Genomic DNA, 23,184 nt, shown 5'->3' with positions numbered 1-23,184 from the left:
TAATTATTTCCATATTTGCACGTGATTTTGTATATATCATTTTAATTTCATTTACTATTTAATATAAGAGGAATAAACCTTTTATCTTTATCTCGGTATTTAGCTATAAACAAAAAGACGATTAACGATTTCCTCAATCACAACGTTTATTTTATCTTTGCATAAGATAAATTGCACTCGATAATACTCAAGCAAGCTTGTATTATACTCATTTGTATTATCTTTGCATAAGATAAACAGCATAGAAGAATAAAGATGTCTGAAGATTTTGATATAAGAGAAGAACGATTACAATCGGCAGAAAAGGACTTTGAGAACGCCCTTCGCCCATTAAAATTTGATGATTTCAGCGGTCAAGCAAAGGTCGTTGAAAATCTTAACGTGTTTGTTGAGGCTGCTAAATACAGAGGTGAACCACTCGACCATACCCTCCTTCACGGTCCTCCCGGACTTGGAAAAACCACCCTTAGCAATATTATTGCCAACGAATTGGGCGTGGGTTTCAAAATAACCTCAGGCCCTGTGCTTGACAAGCCGGGCGATTTGGCTGGCATCCTAACAAGTCTTGAGCCTAACGATGTTCTTTTTATTGACGAGATCCACCGATTATCGCCCGTTGTAGAGGAATACCTTTACTCAGCTATGGAAGATTATCGCATTGATATTATGATAGATAAAGGACCATCGGCACGCAGCATTCAGATAGATCTTAACCCATTCACCCTAGTAGGAGCTACCACCCGTAGCGGTCTGCTAACAGCTCCATTGCGTGCGCGTTTCGGTATTAACATGCACCTAGAGTATTATGATACCGCAACTATTCAGCGCATTATCAAACGCTCAGCAGCACTACTGAAAGTGCCTATTATAGACGAAGCGGCTGCAGAAATAGCCCTCCGTTCTCGTGGAACACCACGTATTTGTAACTCATTGCTTCGCCGTGTGCGCGACTTTGCACAAGTGAAAGGTAACGGAACCATCACACCAGAGATAGCAACTATGTCGCTCCAAGCACTCAACATAGACCAATACGGTCTCGATGAAATCGACAATAAAATACTACTGACTATCATTGATAAGTTTAGAGGTGGCCCAGTGGGCGTTTCGACCATTGCTACTGCCATAGGAGAAGACAGTGGTACGGTGGAAGAAGTGTATGAGCCTTTCCTCATTATGGAAGGATTTATTAAGCGAACACCTCGCGGGCGTGTTGCTACCCAATTGGCTTACGACCACCTAGGGCGCAATTATCAAGCAGCCAACCCTATGCAACCCAACCTCTTCGACCTTTAATTTTCCATAGAAATATGGCTAGCTTTATCTCTACGAGTGGGTATCCCGTTATAAAACGATACCCACTCGTAGAGATATTTTTTACCCTTTACCAATATTTTTTTCGTTTTTCTGCCACAAAAATATTTATTTTGCGACTATACTAATAAGAACTAACAAAATATTAATCTATCAAACTAAAATGAATATGAAAAAGTTTCTTCTTACAGTAGCAGTTTTTATAGCTTGCGTTGGTGCTGCACAAGCACAAACAGTAAGCCAAGTAATTGAGCAATTCAAAAACGAAAAGAATGTTAGCGTAGTCAATATTCCTAAGAATTTGATGAAGTTAGGAATTAATACTGACAACATTCAGATCGACAAGGATATAGCTGAAAACATTGATCAGCTACAAGTATTAAGTATTGGAAAGATTACTCCAGCCGTTAAAAATAAGTTTTTGAAAGCTGTAAAAAGATTAAAAACAGATGGATATGAGGACGTTGTAAAGGCTAACGATGGCGATGAAAAGGCACATATCTTAGTAAAAACAGTGGATAATATCGTTAAGAGCGTACTCATCATTGCTGTTGAGAAAGATGAATGTAGCCTTGTTTGCATAGATGGTAGCATCACTCCAGAGGCTTTAAAGAAATTGACAGAATAAGAAAAACCCCTACACATCTATGAAGAAAGCTATCTTATCTATACTTATTGCGCTCGCTTGTCAAGCAAGTTGGGCGCAATCGGCACACAGCCTTTACCGTGCTTTTAAGAATATTAAAGGTGTAGAAAATGTCTTTATACCACGATTAGTGGTTGCAGGAACAAGGCTTATCGGGGATATGGATACCGAGACACGTATGATACTCAATCATATTCACTCTATCAGAATAATGAACTTAGAAGAGTGTAACGATGATGTACGAAAAAACTTCTTAAAGAAAGCCGAAACGCTGAACTCCACAGGTTACCACGAACTCATAAGCGCACGTGGCGAACGCGAACGCACGCTCATTATGCTAAAAATGAAAGACGACCGCGTAAAGGAAGTTGTAGTACTCGATGCAGAACCAAAAGAATGTAGCATGGTAATCATCAAGTGTAACATAACCCCTGAGATGGTAAACAAACTAGTAGACATTGCTGGCAAAGGCAATATCAACACAAAGCCGAAAAAGTAGAAATAGGATGGACGTAACGCAGTTTAAACAGCTCTTCTTGCCCTGCTCTAACCAGTTGTACAACATTGCTTTTCGCTTAACACACGATGTACAACGAGCAGAAGACTTAGTGCAAGAAACCTATCTAAGGCTATGGACAAAGCGCAATAGCCTAGATAAGGTGGAGTATGTACTAACGTATAGCGTGGGAGTTTTACGCCATATTTTTATGGATCAACTGCGGTCTAACAAAAAGGCAATGAGCCAAAAACCTGTGGAAGACTATCCTTTATCCACAGAAACCGACTTACCACGCACGATAGATGCCTCCGATCAATACAAACGCCTACTGCAACTCATCTCAAATCTGCCTGATCCGCAAGGCAAAGTAATGATAATGAGGGATATAGAAGATCGTTCTTACGCTGAAATAAGCGATGAAATGGAACTTTCTGAAGTAAATATTCGCTCTATTCTGAGTAGGGCTAGAAAGCGAGTGAGACAACTTTTAATTGAGAATTGAAAATTGAAAATTGAGAATAGCGGATTGAAAAATTGAGAATTAAAATGAAAACAACAGACGAAATAAGACTACTACTCGATCGCTTCTACGAGGGTAAAACTACAGAAGCAGAAGAGCGCGTGCTGAAGGACTACTTCAGCAGCAAGGACATTGCACCCGAATTAGCATTCGAGCGGGTAATGTTTGAGGGTCTTGTCAGGTCAAAAACAACGACTCCGAACGACTTAGAACACCGTTTGGAACAACAAATAAACCAATGGAACCGACTAGAACTATCTACAAAACGGAGTCAGAAGCTGGTAAACCTACGGTGGATAGTGGGGGTAGCAGCATCTATGACCTTGCTCTTTGTAATAGGAATAGGCATTTATCAGCAACAACAGCAAAAAGAAGAACTGCAATATGGCGAAGTGATCAACAATCCTCAAGACACTTATCGACACCCTAAAGATGCGTATGCAAAGACTCGGTGGGCACTCAAGAAGTTTGCCCAAAGCATTAACAAGGGACTAGAAGCAACACAATTAAACAACGAAAATAAAACCGAATAGCAATGAAAAAAACGATATTATTACTACTATTTACCCTCATAAGTGCGTTATCGTATGGGCAAAAAGCCCTATTCGATCGGTATGATGATGCTGATAAAGTTACCACCGTTTATATCTCACGCTCTATGATGCAGCTAATGGGTGATGTAAAAGTGGGCGATAAGGATATTAGCAAGATAGCTTCACGCCTCGACTACTTACGTATCTTGTCGTGTGAACGCTCTTCTCTCATTCCAAGTATTATCCGAACAGCTCAAACGATCTATAAAACCCAAAAGTATAATGTAGCTATGAAGGTAAAAGATAATGGGGAACAGGTTACTATTTATGAGAAAAAATACGGCAATGGCAAACACGAATACTCGCTGCTAAGCATAGAGAAAGGTGAAGTTGCTATCATTAACCTCATGGGAAATGTTACCTTACGCGATATTCAAAGCCTTGCTCACCACTAACTTTAGCTGTAGTAAGTAAACCAAAAATAAGCTATAAAATAGCAAAAGGTGCTCTTCACTTTGATGAAAGAGTACCTTTCTTTATGCTATTGATGATCTTTTGTGTTAAAAAATAAATTATTTTTGATACAAAATTAAATTAAAAACAGATTAAAAATAAATTATTTTTCAATTCAAAAGATAACATATTGATATACAATAGGTTATCTTTTAATGTATAAACGGTAATATTTTACCTTCTTAAAGGTAAGCTATTGCTATTTATTGCCTATTTTTACACATCGCAATAAGGTATGTTCGCCATTCTGCAAGGTAGTAGCAAAGAGATAACAGGTACCACCGTCACGTAGCTTTAAGCGTTTACGAAGATTGGCAACAGAGAGAGGGAAGTTACGAACGGCAATGTTTGCCTGAGTAATATCAGCTAAAATGCGCTTCAATTCCTTTTTATTCATCGATGAAATGGCAGAAATTTGGAACGAACGTCCAGGGAAATCAGCAATTTCCTTGGTGGAAATAAAGAGATGGGAGTTTGGAGCAAGGGCAGAAACGGGGTATTGCTGCGTAATAACACCGAAACATCCTGCTTTCATCAAAGAGGCATTAGGCTCGTAAAGATACATATCGGGGGCTAAATCATCGATGAAAACGCGTATATTTGCCGTTTGAGACGCACGGAAAGGAAAACTAACTAATTGGTCATCATTCACACAAAAGAGCCTTAGAGGAGAGTTTTCTGTGTTTGAGAAATTAGCTTTTTCTTCGGCTTGTAGCACAAGGAGGAGTTCTTTACACTCGTTTTTTACAGAAAGGATATGCACCTCGCGCACCACATTGCCTAGCTGGTTGAGATCGTCCACCGCTTTATGCCAGTCGAGCATAGGCGAAAGTTTAAGGACAAGGTATTGTGATTTTGAGAGCAATTCAGCCTCAACAGAAAGCACATCAGGGGTGCAATCAGCGATAAAAACAGTTTTACCACCACAATCATCACGGCGAGCAGGATCAAGAAAGATAATAGTGGCAGCTTCAGTTTGATGAAGATAACTAATGCCGTCGCCATTCACGATTTGAATATCGGTATGCTCGTAACCGAACAAAGGGAAGTTATTTTGGGCAACGAGGCATAGTTTTTCTTGCTGTTCAACATATACTGCCTTATCAAAAGCACGTGCCATAAAGGAAAAATCGACACCGAAACCACCTGTTAGATCAATGAGAGAGGTGGCTTGTGGAGGTAAGGAGTTAGAGAAACTGCTCATAAGTCGCTGGGCAAGGCGAGCTTTATAGAGGGCTGTAGACTCACTAGAGCATTGTTCCATAGAAAGATGTGGAGGATAAATAAGCCCTTCAGTAGCTGCCCATGAAGGGAGTTTGGTACGTGCCTTTTGCCACCCAGAAATTTGGTTGAGCGCAAAGGGAAGATCAATATCTTTGTTGCTGCTAGCCTTGAGGGCAAGTGTGCGAATATCATCGGTGAGATGTGCTGTAATAAATTTCCTTGTTTTGTCGCAGTTAGGGTGTATAATGCTCATTATTAAGATGTTATAAATATAGAAAACAAGTGATAAAGAAGGACTGTTTAGAAACAATTTGTGCCTTAACTATTCCCCAAAATAGGGATATAGGTAAGGCACTAAATGTGTATTATGGGGTATTTAGCATTATTTCAGTGCAGCTTTCTTAGCTTTCACATATTCGCCAAAAACATTGTCAAGCGCTAAACGTTGCTCATTATTAAGCGTATCGTTGGCAGCAATCAGTCCCTTATAATAGGCTTTGATGCGTGCGTTGAGCTTGGTTTTAGTAGTAATATCCATAGCTTTTCCTTCGAATTTAGCGAAAATACCGTCTAAGTCCTTGTATAAGGCAGGCTTCATAGTATTTAAAAAAGCCAATTTTCCAACAGCTGGTGCAGCGTCTACCGCAACAGAGTCTTTGGCTATTTCCTCAACTTTAGCTGTGTCGGCTGTAGCTTGCCCTTCATCGCTCGTAAAGAGTGCGGAAGGATTTAGCTTACCAAACTGGTTGGCAATGGTGTCCTTAAAAAGGAAGATAGCCGCAATAATTCCAACAAAGACGATAGCTATTCCAAGAATTTTTATTATCCCTACGCTAATCTTAGGCATAGAAATAGATGATTTTTCATTGTTGAAATCGGCAAGAAATTCATCTATATCCGTGTAACGCTCGCTACGCTTAAAGGCACAACAACGCTTAATATGCTCGCTATATGCAAGTGTTAAGCCCATTGACTTCATAATTGTTCCTAGAGAATAAATATCGGCAGAAGCATCGGCAGACATCGTCTCATCCTTTAGTTCAGGAGCGATAAAGCGCATAGCATCAGAACTAGGCTTGAGTTCTTCAACTGTTAGGACACCAAAATCGGTGATTTTGGCTATATTTCCCTGTGTAGCAATGATGATGTTCGATGTGTTAAGGTTACGATGGATAACGCCTTGGCTATGCACATACTGCAAAGCAGAGGCTATTTGGTTAACAAGCGCTATCTTATCATCGTCAATATGTCCTTCCAATAAGTACGACTTTAGGGTCATTCCCTCAACATATTCTAGTTCAATGCAAATACCATATTCATCGGTTTCTACAAGCCGATTGTATCGAACAACGTTGGGATGGCTAAGGTTCATACAAGTTTTAAACTCCTTTTTTAAAGCATTACGCAATGCAATACGATCGCGGTACTCTGCTTTTAAGGTTTTTAAAACAACGGTTTTATCGTCCTTAACTGCCTTTATAAAAAGAAAAATACCTTTAGAAGGAAAATTATGATAGGAAGAATAAGCAACCTTTTCAATGGTTTCTACCTGTGTTGATATGTTATTCTCTGAAAGTTTATTGTCGGCCATTGCACTATGTGTTTATTTATTTATTCTTCTTGTAACCGTACAAAAGTAGTAAAAAAACACACAATAGTGGCTGAATAGATTGAAAAAATATAGTAATATATATAAAAATATCCCACAGCTTGATACAAACTGTGGGATAAATCTTATTGTTAAAAGAGGCTTAAAGCTTCTCTTTTAATGCAAGACTAGAGAATTAATCAGCTAACTTAGCTTTGATAAACTCGCGGTTTAGACGAGCGATATTAGCGATAGACTCGTTCTTTGGACACTCTGCCTCACAAGCACGAGTATTAGTACAGTTACCAAAACCTACTTCTTCCATCTTTGCAATCATAGCCTTAGCACGCTTAGCAGCCTCTGGTTTGCCCTGAGGAAGAAGTGCAAGTTGGCTTACCTTAGATGAAACGAAGAGCATAGCTGAACCGTTCTTACAAGCAGCAACACACGCACCACAACCGATACATGAAGCGCAATCCATAGCTTCATCAGCATCTTGCTTAGGAATCAAGATAGCATTAGCATCTTGTGCCTGACCTGTGCGTACTGTAGTGTAACCGCCTGCTTGCATAATAGAGTCGAAAGCAGTACGATCTACCATACAGTCCTTGATTACTGGGAAGGCTGCTGAACGCCAAGGCTCAACGGTAATAACATCGCCATCGTTGAAACGGCGCATGTATAGCTGACAAGTTGTTGCACCTGTAGCAGGGCCATGAGGATGACCATTGATGTAAAGCGAGCACATACCGCAGATACCTTCGCGGCAGTCGTGATCGAATACGAAAGGTTCTTGACCCTCGTTGATAAGTTCTTCGTTAAGAATATCGAGCATTTCGAGGAACGAAGTATCGTCAGGAATGTTCTTCATCTCACGGGTATCAAAGTGTCCCTTTGCTTGTGGACCATTCTGACGCCAATATTTCAATGTGAATGATACTGTCTTAGCCATGATTAGTTCTTGTAATTACGTGTTTGTACCTTAATTGCTTCATACTCTAGGTTCTCCTTTAGGAGTACAGGAGCTGTGTCGTCATTACCCTGATATTCCCAACAACCTACATAGAAGAAGTGCTCATCGTCGCGCTTAGCTTCACCTTCTTCGGTCTGATACTCCTCGCGGAAGTGTCCACCGCAGCTTTCATTACGTGAAAGAGCATCGTTGGCAACTAACTCACCCATAAGGATAAAGTCGCGAAGGTGGATAGCTTTATCAAGCTCTACATTCAAACCTTCTGCTGTTCCAGGAACGAATAGGTTTGTATCGAACTCCTTGCGCAAAGCTTTCATCTTCTCAAGACCTTCGCGCAAGCCCTCGGCTGTACGCCCCATACCAACGTGTTCCCACATAATATGACCTAGTTCCTTGTGAATAGAGTCGACAGAACGCTTACCCTTGATATTCAATAAGCGATCCATCTCTGCTGCAACCTTCTTTTCTGCCTCTTCAAATTCAGGAAGATCGGTAGAAAGATGTCCCCAAAGAGCCTGATCAGCCAAGTAGTTTTGAATAGTATAAGGTAGAACGAAATAACCATCAGCAAGACCTTGCATCAACGCTGAAGCTCCCAAACGGTTAGCTCCGTGGTCAGAGAAGTTACATTCACCGATAGCAAACAAGCCCTTTATAGAAGTCATCAATTCATAATCAACCCAAATACCACCCATAGTATAGTGGATAGCAGGATAGATCATCATTGGGTTGTAGTACTTAACACCATTGATTTCGTTAGCTACTTCACCTGGATTAACATCAGTAATCTCCTCATACATATCGAACAAGTTGCCATAACGCTGTAAAACAACATCAAGACCAAGACGCTCAATAGACTCAGAGAAGTCCAAGAATACAGCCAAACCAGTGTTATTAACACCAAATCCCTTATCGCAACGCTCCTTAGCAGCACGTGAAGCAACATCACGAGGCACTAAGTTACCGAAAGCAGGATAACGACGCTCCAAGTAATAATCACGATCCTCTTCAGGAATATCACTTCCTTGCTTTGTACCAGCTTGGATAGCCTTAGCATCTTCTAGCTTCTTAGGCACCCAAATACGACCATCGTTACGCAAAGACTCTGACATAAGGGTCAACTTACTTTGCTTATCACCATGAACAGGGATACAAGTTGGGTGGATCTGAACGTATGATGGGTTAGCCATCCAAGCTCCCTTACGGAAACATTGAATAGCAGCTGTACAGTTACAGCCCATAGCATTTGTAGAAAGGAAGTATGCATTGCCATAACCACCAGTAGCAATAACAACAGCATTTGCTGAGAAACGCTCCAATTTACCTGTTATAAGATTCTTAGCAATGATACCACGTGCAGCACCATTAACGATGACTACATCTTCCATCTCATAACGAGTATATAGCTTAACCTTACCAGTTTGTACTTGAGCACTCAAAGAAGAGTAAGCACCAAGCAATAACTGCTGACCTGTTTGACCCTTAGCATAGAAAGTACGGCTAACCTGTGCACCACCAAAAGAACGGTTTGCCAACATACCACCGTATTCACGAGCAAAAGGAACTCCCTGTGCTACACACTGATCGATAATATCATTTGATACTTCAGCTAAACGATACACGTTAGCCTCACGAGCACGATAGTCGCCACCCTTTACAGTATCGTAGAACAAACGGTAGATAGAGTCGCCGTCGTTCTGGTAATTCTTAGCTGCATTGATACCACCTTGTGCAGCAATAGAGTGTGCACGACGGGGTGAATCTTGAATACAGAAGTTATAAACATTAAAGCCCATCTCACCAAGAGATGCTGCAGCTGAAGCACCAGCAAGACCAGTACCTACTACAATAACATCTAGCTTTAATTTGTTTTTTGGGTTCACCAAGCGCTGGTGAGCCTTATAATTGGTCCATTTTTCGGCCACTGGGCCCTCAGGAATCCTTGAATTTATTTGATTAGTCATAATCTTATTTCAAGTTTTAATTTTCTTTTATATTGATCTTAGGTATAATTTAGTACCATATTAAATTACAAGCTAGGAGCAAAACCTAACCAAAAAGCAAGTACTAAGAAAACAAAGATAGCCATCATTATGGTTACATAAACCAAACCGATACACTGCCAACGCTTCAACCAAACTTTACCACTCCAGCCAAAGGTCTGCATTGATGACCAAAAGCCATGAGAAAGGTGAAACCAAATTGCAACCATCCAAATGAGGTAAAGGATAGAGAACACTGGGTTAGAAAAGGTATCCTTGATCCATGCAAAGCCATCAGCAGGGCTATAAGCAACCTCTATATGAGCCAACTCTGCAAACATCATGTGTGCCCAGAAATTGTAAAGGTGCAAAGCAAGACCGATAAAGACGATCAAACCTAATACTAACATGTTCTGACTAGCCCAACTAACTTCAGGACGACGGCTTGTTACAGCATAACGCTCATTACCACGAGCACGTCTATTCTGTGCTGTTAAGATAAAAGCATACACGATATGCGCAACAGCCAAAGCTCCAAGACCCGCTGTTCCTGCAACTGCGTACCAGTTAGAACCTAAAAATTCACACACCATGTTATAGCCTTCGCCTGAGAAGAAAGCAACAACATTCATACAAAGGTGGAATGTTAAGAATAGAATAAGTGCGAAACCTGTTACAGCCATCATCACTTTTCTTCCAATTGGTGAATTAATTAACCACATAAATGAATTGATTTTGATTTTATTTAATTTATTAGAATTTTCTTCATCCTTCACAGTGGAAACCTACATTGCAGAACGCATTAAATGCGATCGTTCATATATATACACAAGAATGGAATGCCGAAACAGCTATAGCCATACCAACATTTCGGTATATTCATGTGCAAAAACCTGCACAAAAGTACTATATTTTAGTGATTAACCCAAGCGAAAACAAAAGAAATCAGATTAAATTTCCTACTTTTGCAGAGAATTAGAAAAAGTATAAACAATGGTATTCAAGTATGATGTTCTTGTAATAGGTGGCGGACATGCTGGCTGTGAGGCTGCAACTGCTGCTGCAAACATAGGTGCAAAGACCTGTTTGCTAACAATGGACATGAATAAAATAGCCCAAATGAGCTGCAATCCTGCTGTAGGTGGTATTGCAAAAGGGCAGATAGTACGAGAGATTGATGCGCTAGGAGGACACATGGGACTCGTTACAGATGCCTCTGCTATTCAATTTCGCATGCTAAACCGCTCGAAAGGACCAGCCGTTTGGAGTCCGAGAGCACAGTGTGATCGCCAGCTATTTATCAATTTTTGGAGAGAAACGCTCGATAAAACCGATCATCTTGATATATTTCAAGATCAAGCCGAAGAACTTCTTGTAGAGAAAAACGATGCTTCTGCCGAAACCGAACAACGTGTTATTGGTGTAAGAACGATATGGGGCATTGATGTGTATGCACGTACTGTCATCATCACTGCAGGTACTTTCCTCAATGGATTGATGCATATTGGCAAGAAACAAGTAGCAGGTGGTCGCATATCCGAGCCTGCCGTACACAATTTTTCAGAAAGTATCACTCGCTTAGGCATCACCGTTGCGCGTATGAAAACAGGCACTCCTGTGCGTATAGACAAACGTTCGGTACATTTTGAGGATACAGAAGAACAGCCGGGAGAGTGCGATTACCATCAATTTTCATTCTTCGGAGCACAGCGTTCCCTACCCCAACTACCCTGCTGGACATTCAACACCAACGAGGAAGTTCATGAAACGCTACGCAATAGTTTATCAGAATCGCCCCTGTTCAATGGTCAAATCCAAAGCACAGGCCCACGCTATTGCCCTTCTATAGAAACCAAACTTGTTACTTTCCCTGACAAACAATCTCACCCTTTATTCCTTGAACCAGAGGGAGTTAATACGAACGAAATGTATCTTAATGGCTTTTCTTCTAGTATGCCATGGGATGTTCAGCTAGAAGCTATCCATAAGATCCCTGCCCTACGTGATGCAAAGATTTACCGACCAGGATATGCAATAGAGTATGATTACTTCGATCCTACCCAATTAAAACCTTCTCTGGAGTCGAAAATCGTTGAAGGTCTGTTCTTTGCGGGACAAGTTAATGGTACGACTGGTTACGAAGAAGCAGGTGGTCAAGGTATGGTTGCAGGTATCAATGCTGCACGCTTATGCACTGATAATCAACCATTTATAATGAATAGAGACGAAAGTTACATCGGAGTTCTCATTGACGATCTCACCACAAAGGGGGTTGATGAGCCTTATCGCATGTTTACTTCTCGTGCAGAATATCGCATTCTTCTTCGTCAAGACGATGCAGACGCACGATTAACAGAAAAAGCATACGCCTTAGGTGTGGCAAAACGCGATCGCTACGACTGGTGGTTACAGAAAAAAGAAAATATTAATCGCATAGAAACTTTCTTTAATAACACATCGGTAAAACCCGAACAGGTGAACGGATTACTAGAAAAAATAGGTTCATCCACTATTAAAGGAACCACAAAACTTATCGATTTAATCGGTCGTCCAAATGTTTCTATCAACAATTTAAGTGAAGTTCTTCCTCAGCTTAAAGAAACTATCGAGGCAAGTCCTAATCGAAAAGAGGAAATAGCCGAAGCCACCGAGATCAAAATGAAATATAAAGGCTACATCGAGCGTGAACGTATTTTTGCCGAAAAAATGCACCGTTTAGAAAATATGAAGATCAAAGGACATTTCAATTACAGCGAAATTCACGATCTTTCCACCGAGTGTAGACAAAAACTAGAACGCATTCAGCCCGAGACATTGGCACAAGCAAGTCGTATACCAGGTGTTAGTCCTAATGATATTAATGTATTACTAGTACTGATGGGACGATAAAAAAACAAGCTACCAATACATAAAATCACAACACCTCGATAGTTTATATATAATAAAAAAGTAAATAAGATAAAATTTTAAGATATAGTAATGAACAAACAACTATTACTCGACAACCTGAGATGCATCCCAGATTGGCCTATCAAGGGAGTCAACTTCCGCGATGTAACAACGCTTTTCAAATCGCCTGAGGCATTGAGAGAAATCACCGATGAGATGTATGAACTCTACAAAGACAAAGGCATTACCAAGATCGTAGGTATCGAAAGTCGTGGCTTTGTTATGTCTTCTGCCCTCGCCGAGCGTCTTGGGGCTGGTGTCATCCTATGCCGTAAACCAGGTAAATTGCCTTGCGAAACCGTGCAAGAAACTTATGCAAAAGAATATGGCACCGATACTATTGAGATCCATAAGGATGCCATTAGCGAAGATGACATCATTCTTCTTCACGATGATCTTCTTGCTACTGGTGGCACTATGAAGGCTGCTTGCAAGCTAGTCAAGAAGTTCAACCCGAAGAAAGTCTATTGCAACTTCATCATAGAATTAGCAAAAGAGTTTCCTGAATGCAGATCACAGTTTGATGCGGATGTAGAAATTTCATCACTGCTCCAATTCTAACTAATTTAAGAGAAATAGCACTTCAAACCGTGCTAAGAAAAAAAGAAAACGAAAAGGAGCAACTTTCAAAGGTTGTTCCTTTTTTCTTTAGTAATCAACTAGCGATAACCATACAGCCACAAAGTCCCCCCAGCACACCACCGTGTAACACTATTCCTGTTAATGTTCCACGTGAAACAAAGTGATCCAAAACCGTTATAAACAAAGCAGTTACACAAAATGAATAAAGAAGAAAACTTGAAGCGCCTAGAGCATCTAAAGACAATCGTAGCAAGTATGCCCGAGAAGCCCGGCACCTACCAATACTATGACGAGAGCCACACTATTATCTATATAGGGAAAGCTAAAAACCTTAAGCGAAGAGTAGCTTCTTATTTCCACAAAGAGGTAGACCGCTTCAAGACAAAGATACTTGTTTCTAAGATTTTCGATATTTCATATTCAGTAGTTAATACAGAGGAAGATGCGCTATTGATAGAGAATCAACTCATCAAGCAGTACCAACCTCGTTACAATGTATTGCTAAAAGACGGCAAAACATACCCTAGCATTTGTGTAACCAATGAATATTTTCCGCGCATATTTAATACGCGTACCATTAACAAGAAGTACGGCACCTTCTTTGGTCCTTACTCACATATTAGTTCTATGTACGCAATATTGGCTATTATCAAGAAAACCTATAAGCCTCGCACCTGCCGTTTCCCTATAACAAAAGAGGGCATTCTAAAAGGAAAATATAAACCATGCTTGGAATATCATATCGGAAACTGTGGAGCACCTTGCATTAATAAGCAAACCTACGAGGACTATCAAGAAAACATTCGACAAGCAAAAGAGATACTAAAAGGCAATACACGTGATGTACAGCGCATACTTCGCCAACAAATGGAGCAATATGCCGAAGAGCTTCGGTTTGAGGAAGCCGAAATATGTAAGCAAAAGTTTATTGCACTTGAGAACTTTGCAGCTAAGAGCGAGATAGTATCTTACACCATTACTGATGTAGATGTATTTTCAATTGATAACGACGAAACAAACAAAAATGCTTTTATCAACTATATTCACGTTACAAATGGTGCCATAAACCAAAGCTTTACGTATGAATATAAACGTAAGCTTGATGAAAGCGATGCAGAACTACTAAACGAGGCCATTCCTGAAATACGCGAGCGATTTAAGAGTAAGGCTAAGGAAATTATTGTGCCTTTTGAGCTTGATTTCAAGATAAAAGGTGCCGACTTCTTCATTCCTCAACGGGGTGATAAACGCCATTTGCTAGAACTATCGCAGATGAATGCTAAACAATATAAGTTTGATCGGCTAAAACAGACTGAGAAACTCAACCCAGAACAGAAACAAACTCGCCTAATGACCGAGCTTCGCGACAAACTAAAACTACCTAAACTTCCTTATACCATTGAGTGCTTCGATAATTCAAACATATCGGGTACTGATGCCGTTGCGGGCTGCATTGTATATAAAAAGATGAAACCCTCAAAAAAAGATTATCGCAAATATAATATCAAAACCGTAGAAGGTCCCGACGATTACGCCTCTATGCAGGAGGTGGTACGCCGCCGTTACAGCCGTATGCAAGAAGAGGGTACGCCCCTACCCGACCTCATCATTACCGATGGTGGTAAAGGTCAAATGGAAGTAGTACGTGCTGTTATTGAAGACGAGCTCCACCTTCAGATTCCTATTGCAGGTCTCGCAAAGAACAATAAACACCGCACTAACGAACTACTTTATGGCTTTCCGCCACAAACCATTGGCTTAAAAACCGACTCAGAACTATTTAAAGCACTTACACAGATACAAGATGAAGTCCACCGCTATGCCATTTCGTTCCATCGCAACAAACGATCTAAACACCAGCTACATAGCGAGTTAGACGATATTCAAGGCATAGGAACAAAGACAAAAGAAACACTTTTGAAGGAGTTTAAGACCGTTCAGAAGATAAAAACAACTGATATTCAAGAACTTACAAACATAATAGGCAAATCAAAGGCCACACTTATATTCAATTATTTTCATCCATTAACGGCTGAATAACAGAATATTTTGTATATTTGTAACATGAGAATAGTAATCCAACGTGTAACAAAAGCCTCTGTAACCATTAATGGCAATTTAAAATCGGCTATCGGTAAAGGCTACCTTATCCTATTAGGAGTGGCAGATAACGACACCCAAGAAGATGCCAACTGGCTGGCAAAGAAAGTTATTAGCTTACGCATTTTCGACGACGAGGCTGGTGTTATGAACAAAAGCATCCTCGAAGCAGGAGGCGAAATCCTCGTTGTTTCGCAGTTTACGCTACTTGCAAGCTACAAGAAGGGCAATCGCCCTAGCTGGCTTCATGCAGCCAAGCACGAGCTTTCTATCCCGCTCTATGAGCATTTCTGCAACACCTTGTCTACCCTATTAGGATCTCCTGTAGGCAGAGGCGAGTTTGGTGCCGATATGAAGGTAGAACTACTCAATGACGGTCCTGCTACTATTTGCATGGATACGCATAACAAAGAATAATACGAAGAGTGCTAACGCCACTCTAACGAAAAAAGAAATGGTAAAAGAAAGAAGAAATCGAGCCATAAAAGTACTCATCACCTATATGGCTATTATTACTATTATTTTTTTTATTCTGTTAGCACTAATAGTATGTAATGGCGGAATAAAAGGATTTACATAATAGAATTATGACGATAGAAGAAGCTCAAAAAGCAGTCGATCAGTGGATAAAAACCTATGGAGTGCGCTACTTTAGCGAACTCACCAATATGGCTTGCCTCACCGAAGAGGTAGGCGAGCTAGCACGTGCAATGGCTCGAACCTATGGCGATCAAAGTTTTAAACCAGGCGAAAAGCCTAATATAGGCGAGGAAATGGCTGATATTCTGTGGGTTTTGATATGTCTTGCCAACCAAACAGGAGTAGATCTTACTACCGAGCTCCAGAAAAGTTTTGACAAGAAAACAGCACGCGATAAGGACAGACACCGCAATAATCCAAAACTCCAGACCTAAGCAAAGGCATTAAAGCAATCCGCTGCTCACTCATATAAAAGCTAGCTGCCAAGTACAAGCAATCCTTTAAAAAGGCAGAAAAAGAGATATAAAAGCCTGAAAAACTTTATTTCTATAGCCATGGATAAGCAAGAATACAAGCCTAGAAACGGTAAAAAACAAACAAAAAATCTGTCTTTCAGACAGCAACTTATAAAACAATAACTTTATAAACATAACTAAAATAATATGGGAACAATTAAAGAAGAATTCTCAAAAGACATTCGTAAGCAGAAAGCTGCTGGCAGAATAGATAGCAGTAAGTACGAGCAAGCACTCGCACAGTATAACCTTGAAATCTCAGATGATGAAGTAAAGGCGGCTGTTAAGAAAATTATTGAAGAGAAAGTACCAGAAAACAACAACTTAGAGGTTAAGAAATTCCTATTCGGCAGTATCGAATACACCACGCTAAGCGTTACTGATACAGAGGAAAAAGTACTCGGAATGGTAGAAAAAATCAATAAATTCAACGAAGATTATCCAGAGCTTCCTCACGTTGCAGCTATCTGTACCTACCCTAACTTCACTAAGCTAATAGCTGATAGCTTGGAAGTAGAGGGCGTAGAAGTAGCTAATGTAAGTGGTGCTTTCCCTTCTTCACAAACATTCCTAGAAGTAAAAACCATCGAAACTTCGCTTGCTATAAAGGATGGTGCTACCAATATCGACATCGTTCTACCTGTTGGCAGCTTCTTCTCAGGCGACTACGAGACCGTTTGCGATACTATTTCCGAACTAAAAGAAGTATGTGGCGATGCTGATATGAAGGTGATCCTTGAAACTGGTGTACTACGAAATGCAAAGGATATTAAGATTGCTTCTCTCCTAGCTATGTACTCTGGTGCCGACTTTATCAAAACTAGCACGGGCAAAGAAGGTGGCGGTGCTAGCGCAGAAGCAGTTTATGTAATGTGCCAGGCTATCAAGGAATACTACGATAAAACAGGTATTATGGTAGGTTTGAAGCCTTCTGGCGGCATCAATAGTGCTATGGACGCTATCATCTACTACACCATCCTTAAAGAGGTGTTAGGCGAAAAGTGGGCTACCAATTACTACTTCCGCCTTGGAACAAGCCGCTTAACCAACTTATTGCTAAGCGAGATCCTTGGAAGTGAGATAAAATACTTCTAAAATAAAGACATAAAACATTTCCTTTTTTTGTCGCAGTTAGACTAAAAGGACACTTTAAGCTACTTAGCAACATCCTCATAATCAATGGGATTACCTGCTAAGTAGCTTTTACTTTTTATAGCATAAAAAGATAAAATAAAAAGAACCATACCACTACCCCTAACCAATAATAAAAGCAATATCCCTACCAAACACTAGAAAAAATAAGCTAATAATAGGCAAAACATTACCTTCTATCGAGCAATATATAACCTTTCATCCATTAAATGATTATGTTTTGATTTGATTTTTAATTTATTTTTAATATATAAATAAATTATTTTTGATATAAAAATAATTTATTTTTCAATACAAAATATAACCTATTGATAATCAATACATAACATCTCTCTACTTTAAAGCGTACCTTTCACCTATTAAAGGGTATATAATGCGAGGTATATACACTAAAAAAGACGATGCAATACTACACCGTCCTAATACTGTTTTGCCAATTTTGCTTTTACAAAAAGCAAAAACTACTTATTTCTCTGTATAACATAATCGAGATAAGCTGTGAGCGACTGCTTAATAATAGGATCACTAACCTTATTATTTATAAAACTCATTGCTTTTGCATGATAATCGTTCATACACTTTTCTGCATACTCCACTCCACCATTTTCCTTTGTAAAAGCTACCAGTTCGGTTATCTCATCAGCAGTAATAGTAAGAGCCTTTGCTTTACGTGCCAACGCCATCATTTGCTCATTTTTAGTAGTATTAAGGGCATATATTAAAGGAAGCGTTATCTTTCCCTCGGTAAGATCATTGCCTGTGGGCTTGCCTATTTCCTTCTCAGAGTCGAAATAATCGAAAATATCATCGCGAATTTGGAAGATCATACCCAAATCTTTACCAAAAGCACGTGCCAAGGCTACATCGTCTTTAGATGCACCAGCACTCTCAGCACCGATAGCTGCACATATCTCAAACAAAATAGCAGTCTTACGGGCTATAATTTGAAGATAAGCCTCTTCCGTTATTTGCTCACGTTGTATATTTGAAAGTTGTAGTATTTCTCCATCACTAAGTGTCTGACCAAGCTCTGCAAGGTATCTCACTATAAGATTAGCATTAGTGTAACTCACTTGTAACAAGGCTGTTGAGAGCACATAATCGCCTACTAAAACAGCCACTTTGTTATTATATGAAGCGTTTACACTAGCCTGACCGCGCCGCTGGCTGCTCTCATCCACTACATCGTCATGTATCAACGAGGCTGTGTGGAGCAACTCTAAACCCACTGCTGCATGCTGAGTAACTGATGAAATTTGACCAAAATTTTTAGCTATCAACAAAATAAGAATAGGGCGCATACGCTTACCACCACGCTGCTTGATATGATGTAAGACCTGTGAAAGAAGACCATCGTCATGGTGTAACGATGAATTAAAAAGCTCGATAAAATCGCTTAATTCCGATTCTATGGGTTGTTTTATAAGTGATAGCGTATCCATTCTTACATTATTATAATGTACAAAATTAGTTATTTTATCGGAGATTATGGAAAGATATTAGTAATTTTACACCTAAAATACATTTAATTATGGCTAAACTTTTCTTGATAGACGCATACGCTTTAATATTTCGGTCATACTATGCCTTTATCAAAAATCCACGTATAAATTCAAAAGGGCTAAACACATCGGCTATAATGGGCTTTTTCAATACGCTCAACGAGGTAATTACAAAGGAAAATCCCACCCATATTGGTGTAGCATTCGATATTGGTGAAACCTTTCGCAACGAGGCTTTTCCAGAGTATAAAGCACAAAGAGATGCCACGCCAGAGGATATTAAGGCTGCTGTTCCCTACATTCGCGAGATCCTTGAAGCTATGCACATTCCTACATTACAGGCTGAAGGCTTCGAGGCTGACGATGTAATTGGAACACTTGCAACTCGCTTTGGGGCCGATGGAATCGATACTTTTATGCTCACACCTGACAAAGACTACGGTCAGCTCATTGGTGATCACATCTATATGTATCGTCCTCAGCACGGTGGTGGTTATGAAGTAGTGGGCGAACCACAGATACAAGAGAAGTATGGCATACCAAGTGCGGCACAGGTAGTCGATCTCCTTGCCTTAATGGGCGACTCTGCCGACAACTTTCCGGGCTGTCCTGGCGTGGGCGAGAAAACTGCTGCTAAACTAATCAATGAGTTTGGCTCTATTGATGAAATGCTAGCACGCACTGGGGAGATCAAAGGAAAATTGCGCGAAAAGGTGGAAAGTCATATACACGATATTAAGATGTCGAAGTTCTTAGCAACCATTCGTCGTGATGTTCCTATTGAGGTTTCACTTGATGAATTAAAATTGGAAGAACCAAATGAGGAGAAGCTGCGCGAGATCTTCACCGAACTAGAATTTCGTACCTTACTGAATAAGTTTGTTAAGAAGGGTAAAGAAAAGTCTAAAAGTAAGAATAATCAGCTCGATTTATTTGCCGAAAATACGCCCGACACTCCAGATGTTCCTAAATTTTCAAATTTTGAGAGCATTAAAACAGTAGAACACGAATATAAACTCATTGATAATGAGGAAGAAGCTAGCAAACTTTGTGATTTTTTATTGACATCTAAAGTTTTAAGTTTAGACACAGAAACTACTTCTACCGATACAATGCAGGCAGAATTAGTGGGACTAAGCTTTGCCATAGAGGAAAAGAAAGCGTTTTATGTTGCTATCCCATCCGATCGCAGGGAAGCAGAAAAATTCGTAAATATTTTCAGACCATTGTATGAAAACGAAAATATTTTAAAGGTGGGTCAGAACATAAAATACGATTATGAAGTACTTGCTCAATATGGCATTGACATCAAAGGCAAGATGTTCGACACAATGATTGCGCATTATCTTATCCAACCTGAGTTGCATCATAATATGGACTATATGGCTGAAACATTGTTGGGTTATAAAACGGTGCATATTGATGAACTCATCGGAGCAAAAGGAAAGCACCAGAAAAACATGCGCGACCTCTCGCCTACCGACATCTATGAGTATGCTTCAGAAGATGCTGACATTACGCTTCAGCTATATAAAGTGCTTGAACCAAAACTCAAGGAGGTAAATGCTGAAGATTTATTCTGGAAAATTGAGATGCCACTTGTTAGGGTATTAGCTGATATGGAGATGAACGGAGTTTGCTTAGACACCGATGCATTAGCCGAAACTTCAAAAATTTTCACCGATCGTATGAATGAATACGAAGCACTTATCTATGAGCAAGCAAGTGAGAAATTTAATATATCAAGCCCTAAACAGGTAGGCGATATTCTCTTCGGGAAGATGCAAATCATGGAGAAACCGAAGAAAACAAAGACTGGACAATATGTTACTTCCGAAGAAGTACTACAGAGTTTAGAAGCTTCTGCTCCTATCGTAGGTAACATTTTAAAATACAGAGGTATTAAAAAGCTATTAAGCACCTATATTGATGCGCTTCCAAAGCTTATCAATAAGCGTACAGGTCATATCCATACCTCCTTCAATCAAGCACTTACTGCTACAGGACGCTTATCTTCGAGCGACCCCAATTTGCAAAATATTCCTGTACGAACAGACGATGGAAAGGAGATCAGAAAATGCTTTATTCCAGAACCAAAGTGTTTGTTTTTTTCAGCCGATTATAGCCAGATAGAACTTCGTATTATGGCACATCTAAGTCAAGATGAAAACATGATGGAGGCATTTCGTAGTGGGCACGATATTCATCGAGCAACAGCTGCAAAGATATGGCATGTTCCAATGGAAGAAGTTAGCGATGCACAGCGCAAGAAAGCAAAGCAAGCTAACTTCGGTATCATCTATGGCATCACCACTTATGGCTTGGCACAGCGCATGGGAATACCTAATGGAGAGGCAAAAGAGTTGATTGAAGGCTACTTCAAAACCTTCCCTAGCGTGAAAGCCTTTATGGAAAAAGCCAAGCAAACAGCACGTGAAAAGGGTTATGCCGAGACACTCTTCAATCGCCGCCGTTACCTTTCCGACATCAATAGTAAGAATGGAACAGTGCGCGGATTTGCCGAACGCAATGCCATTAACGCCCCTATTCAAGGTACAGAAGCTGACATTATAAAGGTGGCAATGATACGCATTTGGGAGCGTTTCCGCCGTGAAAATATTCGCTCTAAGATGATCCTTCAAGTGCACGACGAACTCAACTTCTCTGTATTCCCTGAAGAAAAAGAGAAAGTGGAACGCATCGTTATCGAAGAAATGCAAGCCGCCTACCCTCTCAACGTTCCTCTCGTTGCCGATGCTGGATGGGGAAACAACTGGTTAGAAGCGCATTAAGACTATCTGAAGAAAACTCAATTGTGCTTAAGGATGGCACATAAATACTGAAAAATTCTAAGTAAAATAATTGCTATTTACTTAGAGTTTTTTACGTTTAGCTTCTCAATTCACCTCTTAACTCCACCCTATTCTCATTATATTTATGTACTTTTGCACCAAAAGAAATAAACGTTTAAACGATATATGGCATTAAAATGTGGTATTGTAGGTTTGCCAAACGTGGGCAAATCTACTCTTTTCAACTGTCTTAGCAGTGCTAAAGCGCAGGCTGCTAATTTCCCTTTCTGTACAATAGAGCCAAACTTAGGTGTGATAACAGTACCTGATGAGCGTCTCAACAAGCTTGCAGAGATCATTCATCCAGGACGTATAGTACCAGCAACTTGTGAGATTGTAGACATCGCAGGTCTTGTAAAAGGTGCTTCAAAAGGTGAAGGCTTGGGCAATAAGTTCCTCGGCAACATCCGCGAATGTGATGCTATCATTCACGTTATCCGCTGTTTCGACGATGATAACGTGGTACGTGAAGGCGGTATGTCTGTCAATCCGATAGAAGATAAAGAAATTATCGACACAGAGTTGCAGCTCAAAGACCTCGAAACCGTAGAGGGACAGCTAGCTAAAACTACTAAAATGGCAGCAGCAGGAAATAAGGACGCAAAGGTTTTGATGAATGTTCTTACTGCTTATAAAGAAGTATTAGAACAAGGAAAGAACGCTCGTAGCGTATCTTTCGATAGTAAAGAAGAGCAAGATGCAGCACATAACCTCTTCCTATTGACCACCAAACCAGTACTTTACGTTTGTAATGTAGATGAAAATAGTGCAAAAGAGGGCAACGAATATAGTAAGAAAGTAGAAGCTATTGCTGCCGAAGAAGGTGCTGAAGCCATGATTATTGCAGCTAAAACAGAGGAAGATATTGCCTCATTGGAGAGCTATGAGGATAAGAAAATGTTTCTTGATGAGCTTGGATTAACTGAAAGTGGTGTGAACAGACTTATCAATAAAGCATACCATCTGCTCAATCTTCAGACCTTCATTACCGCTGGTGAGATGGAAGTAAAGGCTTGGACCTACCACAAAGGTTGGAAAGCTCCACAGTGTGCAGGCGTTATCCACACCGACTTTGAGAAAGGTTTCATTCGTGCCGAGGTAATAAAATACGACGATTATATCACCTATGGCTCTGAAGCAAAGATTCGCGAAGCTGGAAAACTAAGCATTGAAGGCAAGGAATATGAGGTGCAAGACGGAGACATTATGCACTTCCGCTTTAACGTTTAAGCACAGAATAACCTGCTCTTAGCAAACAATTAC

The 23,184-nt window shown here is 40.1% G+C and carries 20 protein-coding genes; 14 read left to right on the top strand and 6 right to left on the bottom strand.

The features are described from left to right. Positions 1 to 255 precede the first annotated feature (255 nt). The 6 genes from ruvB (at position 256) to PREBIDRAFT_RS05890 (ending at position 3,964) form a co-directional block, all read left to right on the top strand. Complete coding sequence (ruvB, locus tag PREBIDRAFT_RS05915; RefSeq protein WP_004336321.1) at positions 256 to 1,293, top strand: Holliday junction branch migration DNA helicase RuvB; 1,038 nt, start codon at positions 256 to 258, stop codon at positions 1,291 to 1,293. A 187-nt stretch (positions 1,294 to 1,480) separates the two neighbouring features. After that, complete coding sequence (locus PREBIDRAFT_RS05910) at positions 1,481 to 1,939, top strand: DUF4252 domain-containing protein (RefSeq protein WP_004339472.1); 459 nt, start codon at positions 1,481 to 1,483, stop codon at positions 1,937 to 1,939. A 19-nt stretch (positions 1,940 to 1,958) separates the two neighbouring features. Continuing rightward, positions 1,959 to 2,456 (top strand): DUF4252 domain-containing protein, encoded by a 498-nt coding sequence (locus PREBIDRAFT_RS05905; protein ID WP_004336319.1) that lies wholly within the window; start codon positions 1,959 to 1,961, stop codon positions 2,454 to 2,456. 7 nt (positions 2,457 to 2,463) lie between these two features. After that, complete coding sequence (locus tag PREBIDRAFT_RS05900; protein ID WP_004336318.1) at positions 2,464 to 2,958, top strand: RNA polymerase sigma factor; 495 nt, start codon at positions 2,464 to 2,466, stop codon at positions 2,956 to 2,958. 44 nt (positions 2,959 to 3,002) lie between these two features. Then, positions 3,003 to 3,509: a hypothetical protein gene (locus tag PREBIDRAFT_RS05895; protein WP_004336317.1), complete on the top strand. Its 507-nt coding sequence runs from the start codon at positions 3,003 to 3,005 to the stop codon at positions 3,507 to 3,509. A gap of 2 nt (positions 3,510 to 3,511) precedes the next feature. Beyond that, positions 3,512 to 3,964 (top strand): DUF4252 domain-containing protein, encoded by a 453-nt coding sequence (locus PREBIDRAFT_RS05890; protein WP_004336316.1) that lies wholly within the window; start codon positions 3,512 to 3,514, stop codon positions 3,962 to 3,964. A 257-nt stretch (positions 3,965 to 4,221) separates the two neighbouring features. Here the strand turns inward: PREBIDRAFT_RS05890 and PREBIDRAFT_RS05885 are convergent, their stop codons facing one another. The 5 genes from PREBIDRAFT_RS05885 to PREBIDRAFT_RS05865 all read right to left on the bottom strand — a co-directional run bounded on the left by PREBIDRAFT_RS05885 (position 4,222) and on the right by PREBIDRAFT_RS05865 (position 10,511). After that, entirely contained in the window at positions 4,222 to 5,499 is a 1,278-nt protein-coding gene (locus PREBIDRAFT_RS05885; RefSeq protein WP_004336315.1) for a THUMP-like domain-containing protein, read from the bottom strand. Between the two features lie 129 nt (positions 5,500 to 5,628). Further along, positions 5,629 to 6,837 carry a protein kinase domain-containing protein gene (locus tag PREBIDRAFT_RS05880; protein WP_004336314.1) on the bottom strand — a complete coding sequence of 403 codons (1,209 nt, stop codon included), beginning with the start codon at positions 6,835 to 6,837 and terminating at the stop codon, positions 5,629 to 5,631. 193 nt (positions 6,838 to 7,030) lie between these two features. Further along, a complete protein-coding gene (locus PREBIDRAFT_RS05875) occupies positions 7,031 to 7,786 on the bottom strand; it encodes a succinate dehydrogenase/fumarate reductase iron-sulfur subunit (RefSeq protein WP_004336313.1) in 756 nt (251 codons plus the stop codon). Positions 7,787 to 7,788: 2 nt separating this feature from the next. Continuing rightward, positions 7,789 to 9,771, bottom strand: a complete 1,983-nt coding sequence (locus PREBIDRAFT_RS05870) for a fumarate reductase/succinate dehydrogenase flavoprotein subunit (protein WP_004339470.1) — start codon at positions 9,769 to 9,771, stop codon at positions 7,789 to 7,791. 65 nt (positions 9,772 to 9,836) lie between these two features. After that, a complete protein-coding gene (locus PREBIDRAFT_RS05865) occupies positions 9,837 to 10,511 on the bottom strand; it encodes a succinate dehydrogenase/fumarate reductase cytochrome b subunit (RefSeq protein WP_004339468.1) in 675 nt (224 codons plus the stop codon). Positions 10,512 to 10,782: 271 nt separating this feature from the next. Here PREBIDRAFT_RS05865 and mnmG point away from each other — a divergent pair, with 271 nt between their 5' ends. The 6 genes from mnmG (at position 10,783) to deoC (ending at position 17,510) form a co-directional block, all read left to right on the top strand. Next, complete coding sequence (gene mnmG, locus PREBIDRAFT_RS05855; protein ID WP_004336310.1) at positions 10,783 to 12,678, top strand: tRNA uridine-5-carboxymethylaminomethyl(34) synthesis enzyme MnmG; 1,896 nt, start codon at positions 10,783 to 10,785, stop codon at positions 12,676 to 12,678. A gap of 90 nt (positions 12,679 to 12,768) precedes the next feature. Continuing rightward, entirely contained in the window at positions 12,769 to 13,299 is a 531-nt protein-coding gene (locus PREBIDRAFT_RS05850; protein ID WP_004336309.1) for an adenine phosphoribosyltransferase, read from the top strand. Between the two features lie 219 nt (positions 13,300 to 13,518). Beyond that, positions 13,519 to 15,360: an excinuclease ABC subunit UvrC gene (gene uvrC / locus PREBIDRAFT_RS05845; RefSeq protein ID WP_004336307.1), complete on the top strand. Its 1,842-nt coding sequence runs from the start codon at positions 13,519 to 13,521 to the stop codon at positions 15,358 to 15,360. Between the two features lie 24 nt (positions 15,361 to 15,384). Beyond that, a complete protein-coding gene (gene dtd / locus PREBIDRAFT_RS05840; RefSeq protein WP_004339466.1) occupies positions 15,385 to 15,837 on the top strand; it encodes a D-aminoacyl-tRNA deacylase in 453 nt (150 codons plus the stop codon). Positions 15,838 to 16,007: 170 nt separating this feature from the next. Next, positions 16,008 to 16,334 (top strand): nucleotide pyrophosphohydrolase, encoded by a 327-nt coding sequence (locus tag PREBIDRAFT_RS05835; RefSeq protein ID WP_004336304.1) that lies wholly within the window; start codon positions 16,008 to 16,010, stop codon positions 16,332 to 16,334. A 228-nt stretch (positions 16,335 to 16,562) separates the two neighbouring features. After that, positions 16,563 to 17,510 (top strand): deoxyribose-phosphate aldolase, encoded by a 948-nt coding sequence (deoC, locus tag PREBIDRAFT_RS05830; RefSeq protein ID WP_004336302.1) that lies wholly within the window; start codon positions 16,563 to 16,565, stop codon positions 17,508 to 17,510. 518 nt (positions 17,511 to 18,028) lie between these two features. Here deoC and PREBIDRAFT_RS05825 read toward each other — a convergent pair. Next, positions 18,029 to 19,009 (bottom strand): polyprenyl synthetase family protein, encoded by a 981-nt coding sequence (locus PREBIDRAFT_RS05825; RefSeq protein ID WP_004336296.1) that lies wholly within the window; start codon positions 19,007 to 19,009, stop codon positions 18,029 to 18,031. Between the two features lie 89 nt (positions 19,010 to 19,098). On the opposite strand from PREBIDRAFT_RS05825, the gene polA reads away from it, so the two are divergent. Beyond that, positions 19,099 to 21,861, top strand: a complete 2,763-nt coding sequence (gene polA / locus PREBIDRAFT_RS05820; protein ID WP_004336293.1) for a DNA polymerase I — start codon at positions 19,099 to 19,101, stop codon at positions 21,859 to 21,861. Between the two features lie 186 nt (positions 21,862 to 22,047). Then, positions 22,048 to 23,151: a redox-regulated ATPase YchF gene (ychF, locus tag PREBIDRAFT_RS05815; RefSeq protein WP_004336291.1), complete on the top strand. Its 1,104-nt coding sequence runs from the start codon at positions 22,048 to 22,050 to the stop codon at positions 23,149 to 23,151. Positions 23,152 to 23,184 lie beyond the last annotated feature (33 nt).

Origin of the sequence: Prevotella bivia DSM 20514 (assembly GCF_000262545.1) — a bacterium.
GTDB lineage: Bacteria > Bacteroidota > Bacteroidia > Bacteroidales > Bacteroidaceae > Prevotella > Prevotella bivia.
This window is presented reverse-complemented; position numbering and strand designations above follow the sequence as displayed.

Coding starts and splice junctions, on each gene's coding strand:
- uvrC (WP_004336307.1), top strand. CDS start 13,519: ATGAATAAAGAAGAAAACTTGAAGCGCCTAGAGCATCTAAAGACAATC.
- PREBIDRAFT_RS05870 (WP_004339470.1), bottom strand. CDS start 9,771: ATGACTAATCAAATAAATTCAAGGATTCCTGAGGGCCCAGTGGCCGAA.
- deoC (WP_004336302.1), top strand. CDS start 16,563: ATGGGAACAATTAAAGAAGAATTCTCAAAAGACATTCGTAAGCAGAAA.
- mnmG (WP_004336310.1), top strand. CDS start 10,783: ATGGTATTCAAGTATGATGTTCTTGTAATAGGTGGCGGACATGCTGGC.
- PREBIDRAFT_RS05895 (WP_004336317.1), top strand. CDS start 3,003: ATGAAAACAACAGACGAAATAAGACTACTACTCGATCGCTTCTACGAG.
- PREBIDRAFT_RS05835 (WP_004336304.1), top strand. CDS start 16,008: ATGACGATAGAAGAAGCTCAAAAAGCAGTCGATCAGTGGATAAAAACC.
- PREBIDRAFT_RS05885 (WP_004336315.1), bottom strand. CDS start 5,499: ATGAGCATTATACACCCTAACTGCGACAAAACAAGGAAATTTATTACA.
- PREBIDRAFT_RS05890 (WP_004336316.1), top strand. CDS start 3,512: ATGAAAAAAACGATATTATTACTACTATTTACCCTCATAAGTGCGTTA.
- PREBIDRAFT_RS05850 (WP_004336309.1), top strand. CDS start 12,769: ATGAACAAACAACTATTACTCGACAACCTGAGATGCATCCCAGATTGG.
- PREBIDRAFT_RS05865 (WP_004339468.1), bottom strand. CDS start 10,511: ATGTGGTTAATTAATTCACCAATTGGAAGAAAAGTGATGATGGCTGTA.
- PREBIDRAFT_RS05825 (WP_004336296.1), bottom strand. CDS start 19,009: ATGGATACGCTATCACTTATAAAACAACCCATAGAATCGGAATTAAGC.
- PREBIDRAFT_RS05875 (WP_004336313.1), bottom strand. CDS start 7,786: ATGGCTAAGACAGTATCATTCACATTGAAATATTGGCGTCAGAATGGT.
- PREBIDRAFT_RS05910 (WP_004339472.1), top strand. CDS start 1,481: ATGAAAAAGTTTCTTCTTACAGTAGCAGTTTTTATAGCTTGCGTTGGT.
- dtd (WP_004339466.1), top strand. CDS start 15,385: ATGAGAATAGTAATCCAACGTGTAACAAAAGCCTCTGTAACCATTAAT.
- PREBIDRAFT_RS05880 (WP_004336314.1), bottom strand. CDS start 6,837: ATGGCCGACAATAAACTTTCAGAGAATAACATATCAACACAGGTAGAA.
- ychF (WP_004336291.1), top strand. CDS start 22,048: ATGGCATTAAAATGTGGTATTGTAGGTTTGCCAAACGTGGGCAAATCT.
- ruvB (WP_004336321.1), top strand. CDS start 256: ATGTCTGAAGATTTTGATATAAGAGAAGAACGATTACAATCGGCAGAA.
- polA (WP_004336293.1), top strand. CDS start 19,099: ATGGCTAAACTTTTCTTGATAGACGCATACGCTTTAATATTTCGGTCA.
- PREBIDRAFT_RS05905 (WP_004336319.1), top strand. CDS start 1,959: ATGAAGAAAGCTATCTTATCTATACTTATTGCGCTCGCTTGTCAAGCA.
- PREBIDRAFT_RS05900 (WP_004336318.1), top strand. CDS start 2,464: ATGGACGTAACGCAGTTTAAACAGCTCTTCTTGCCCTGCTCTAACCAG.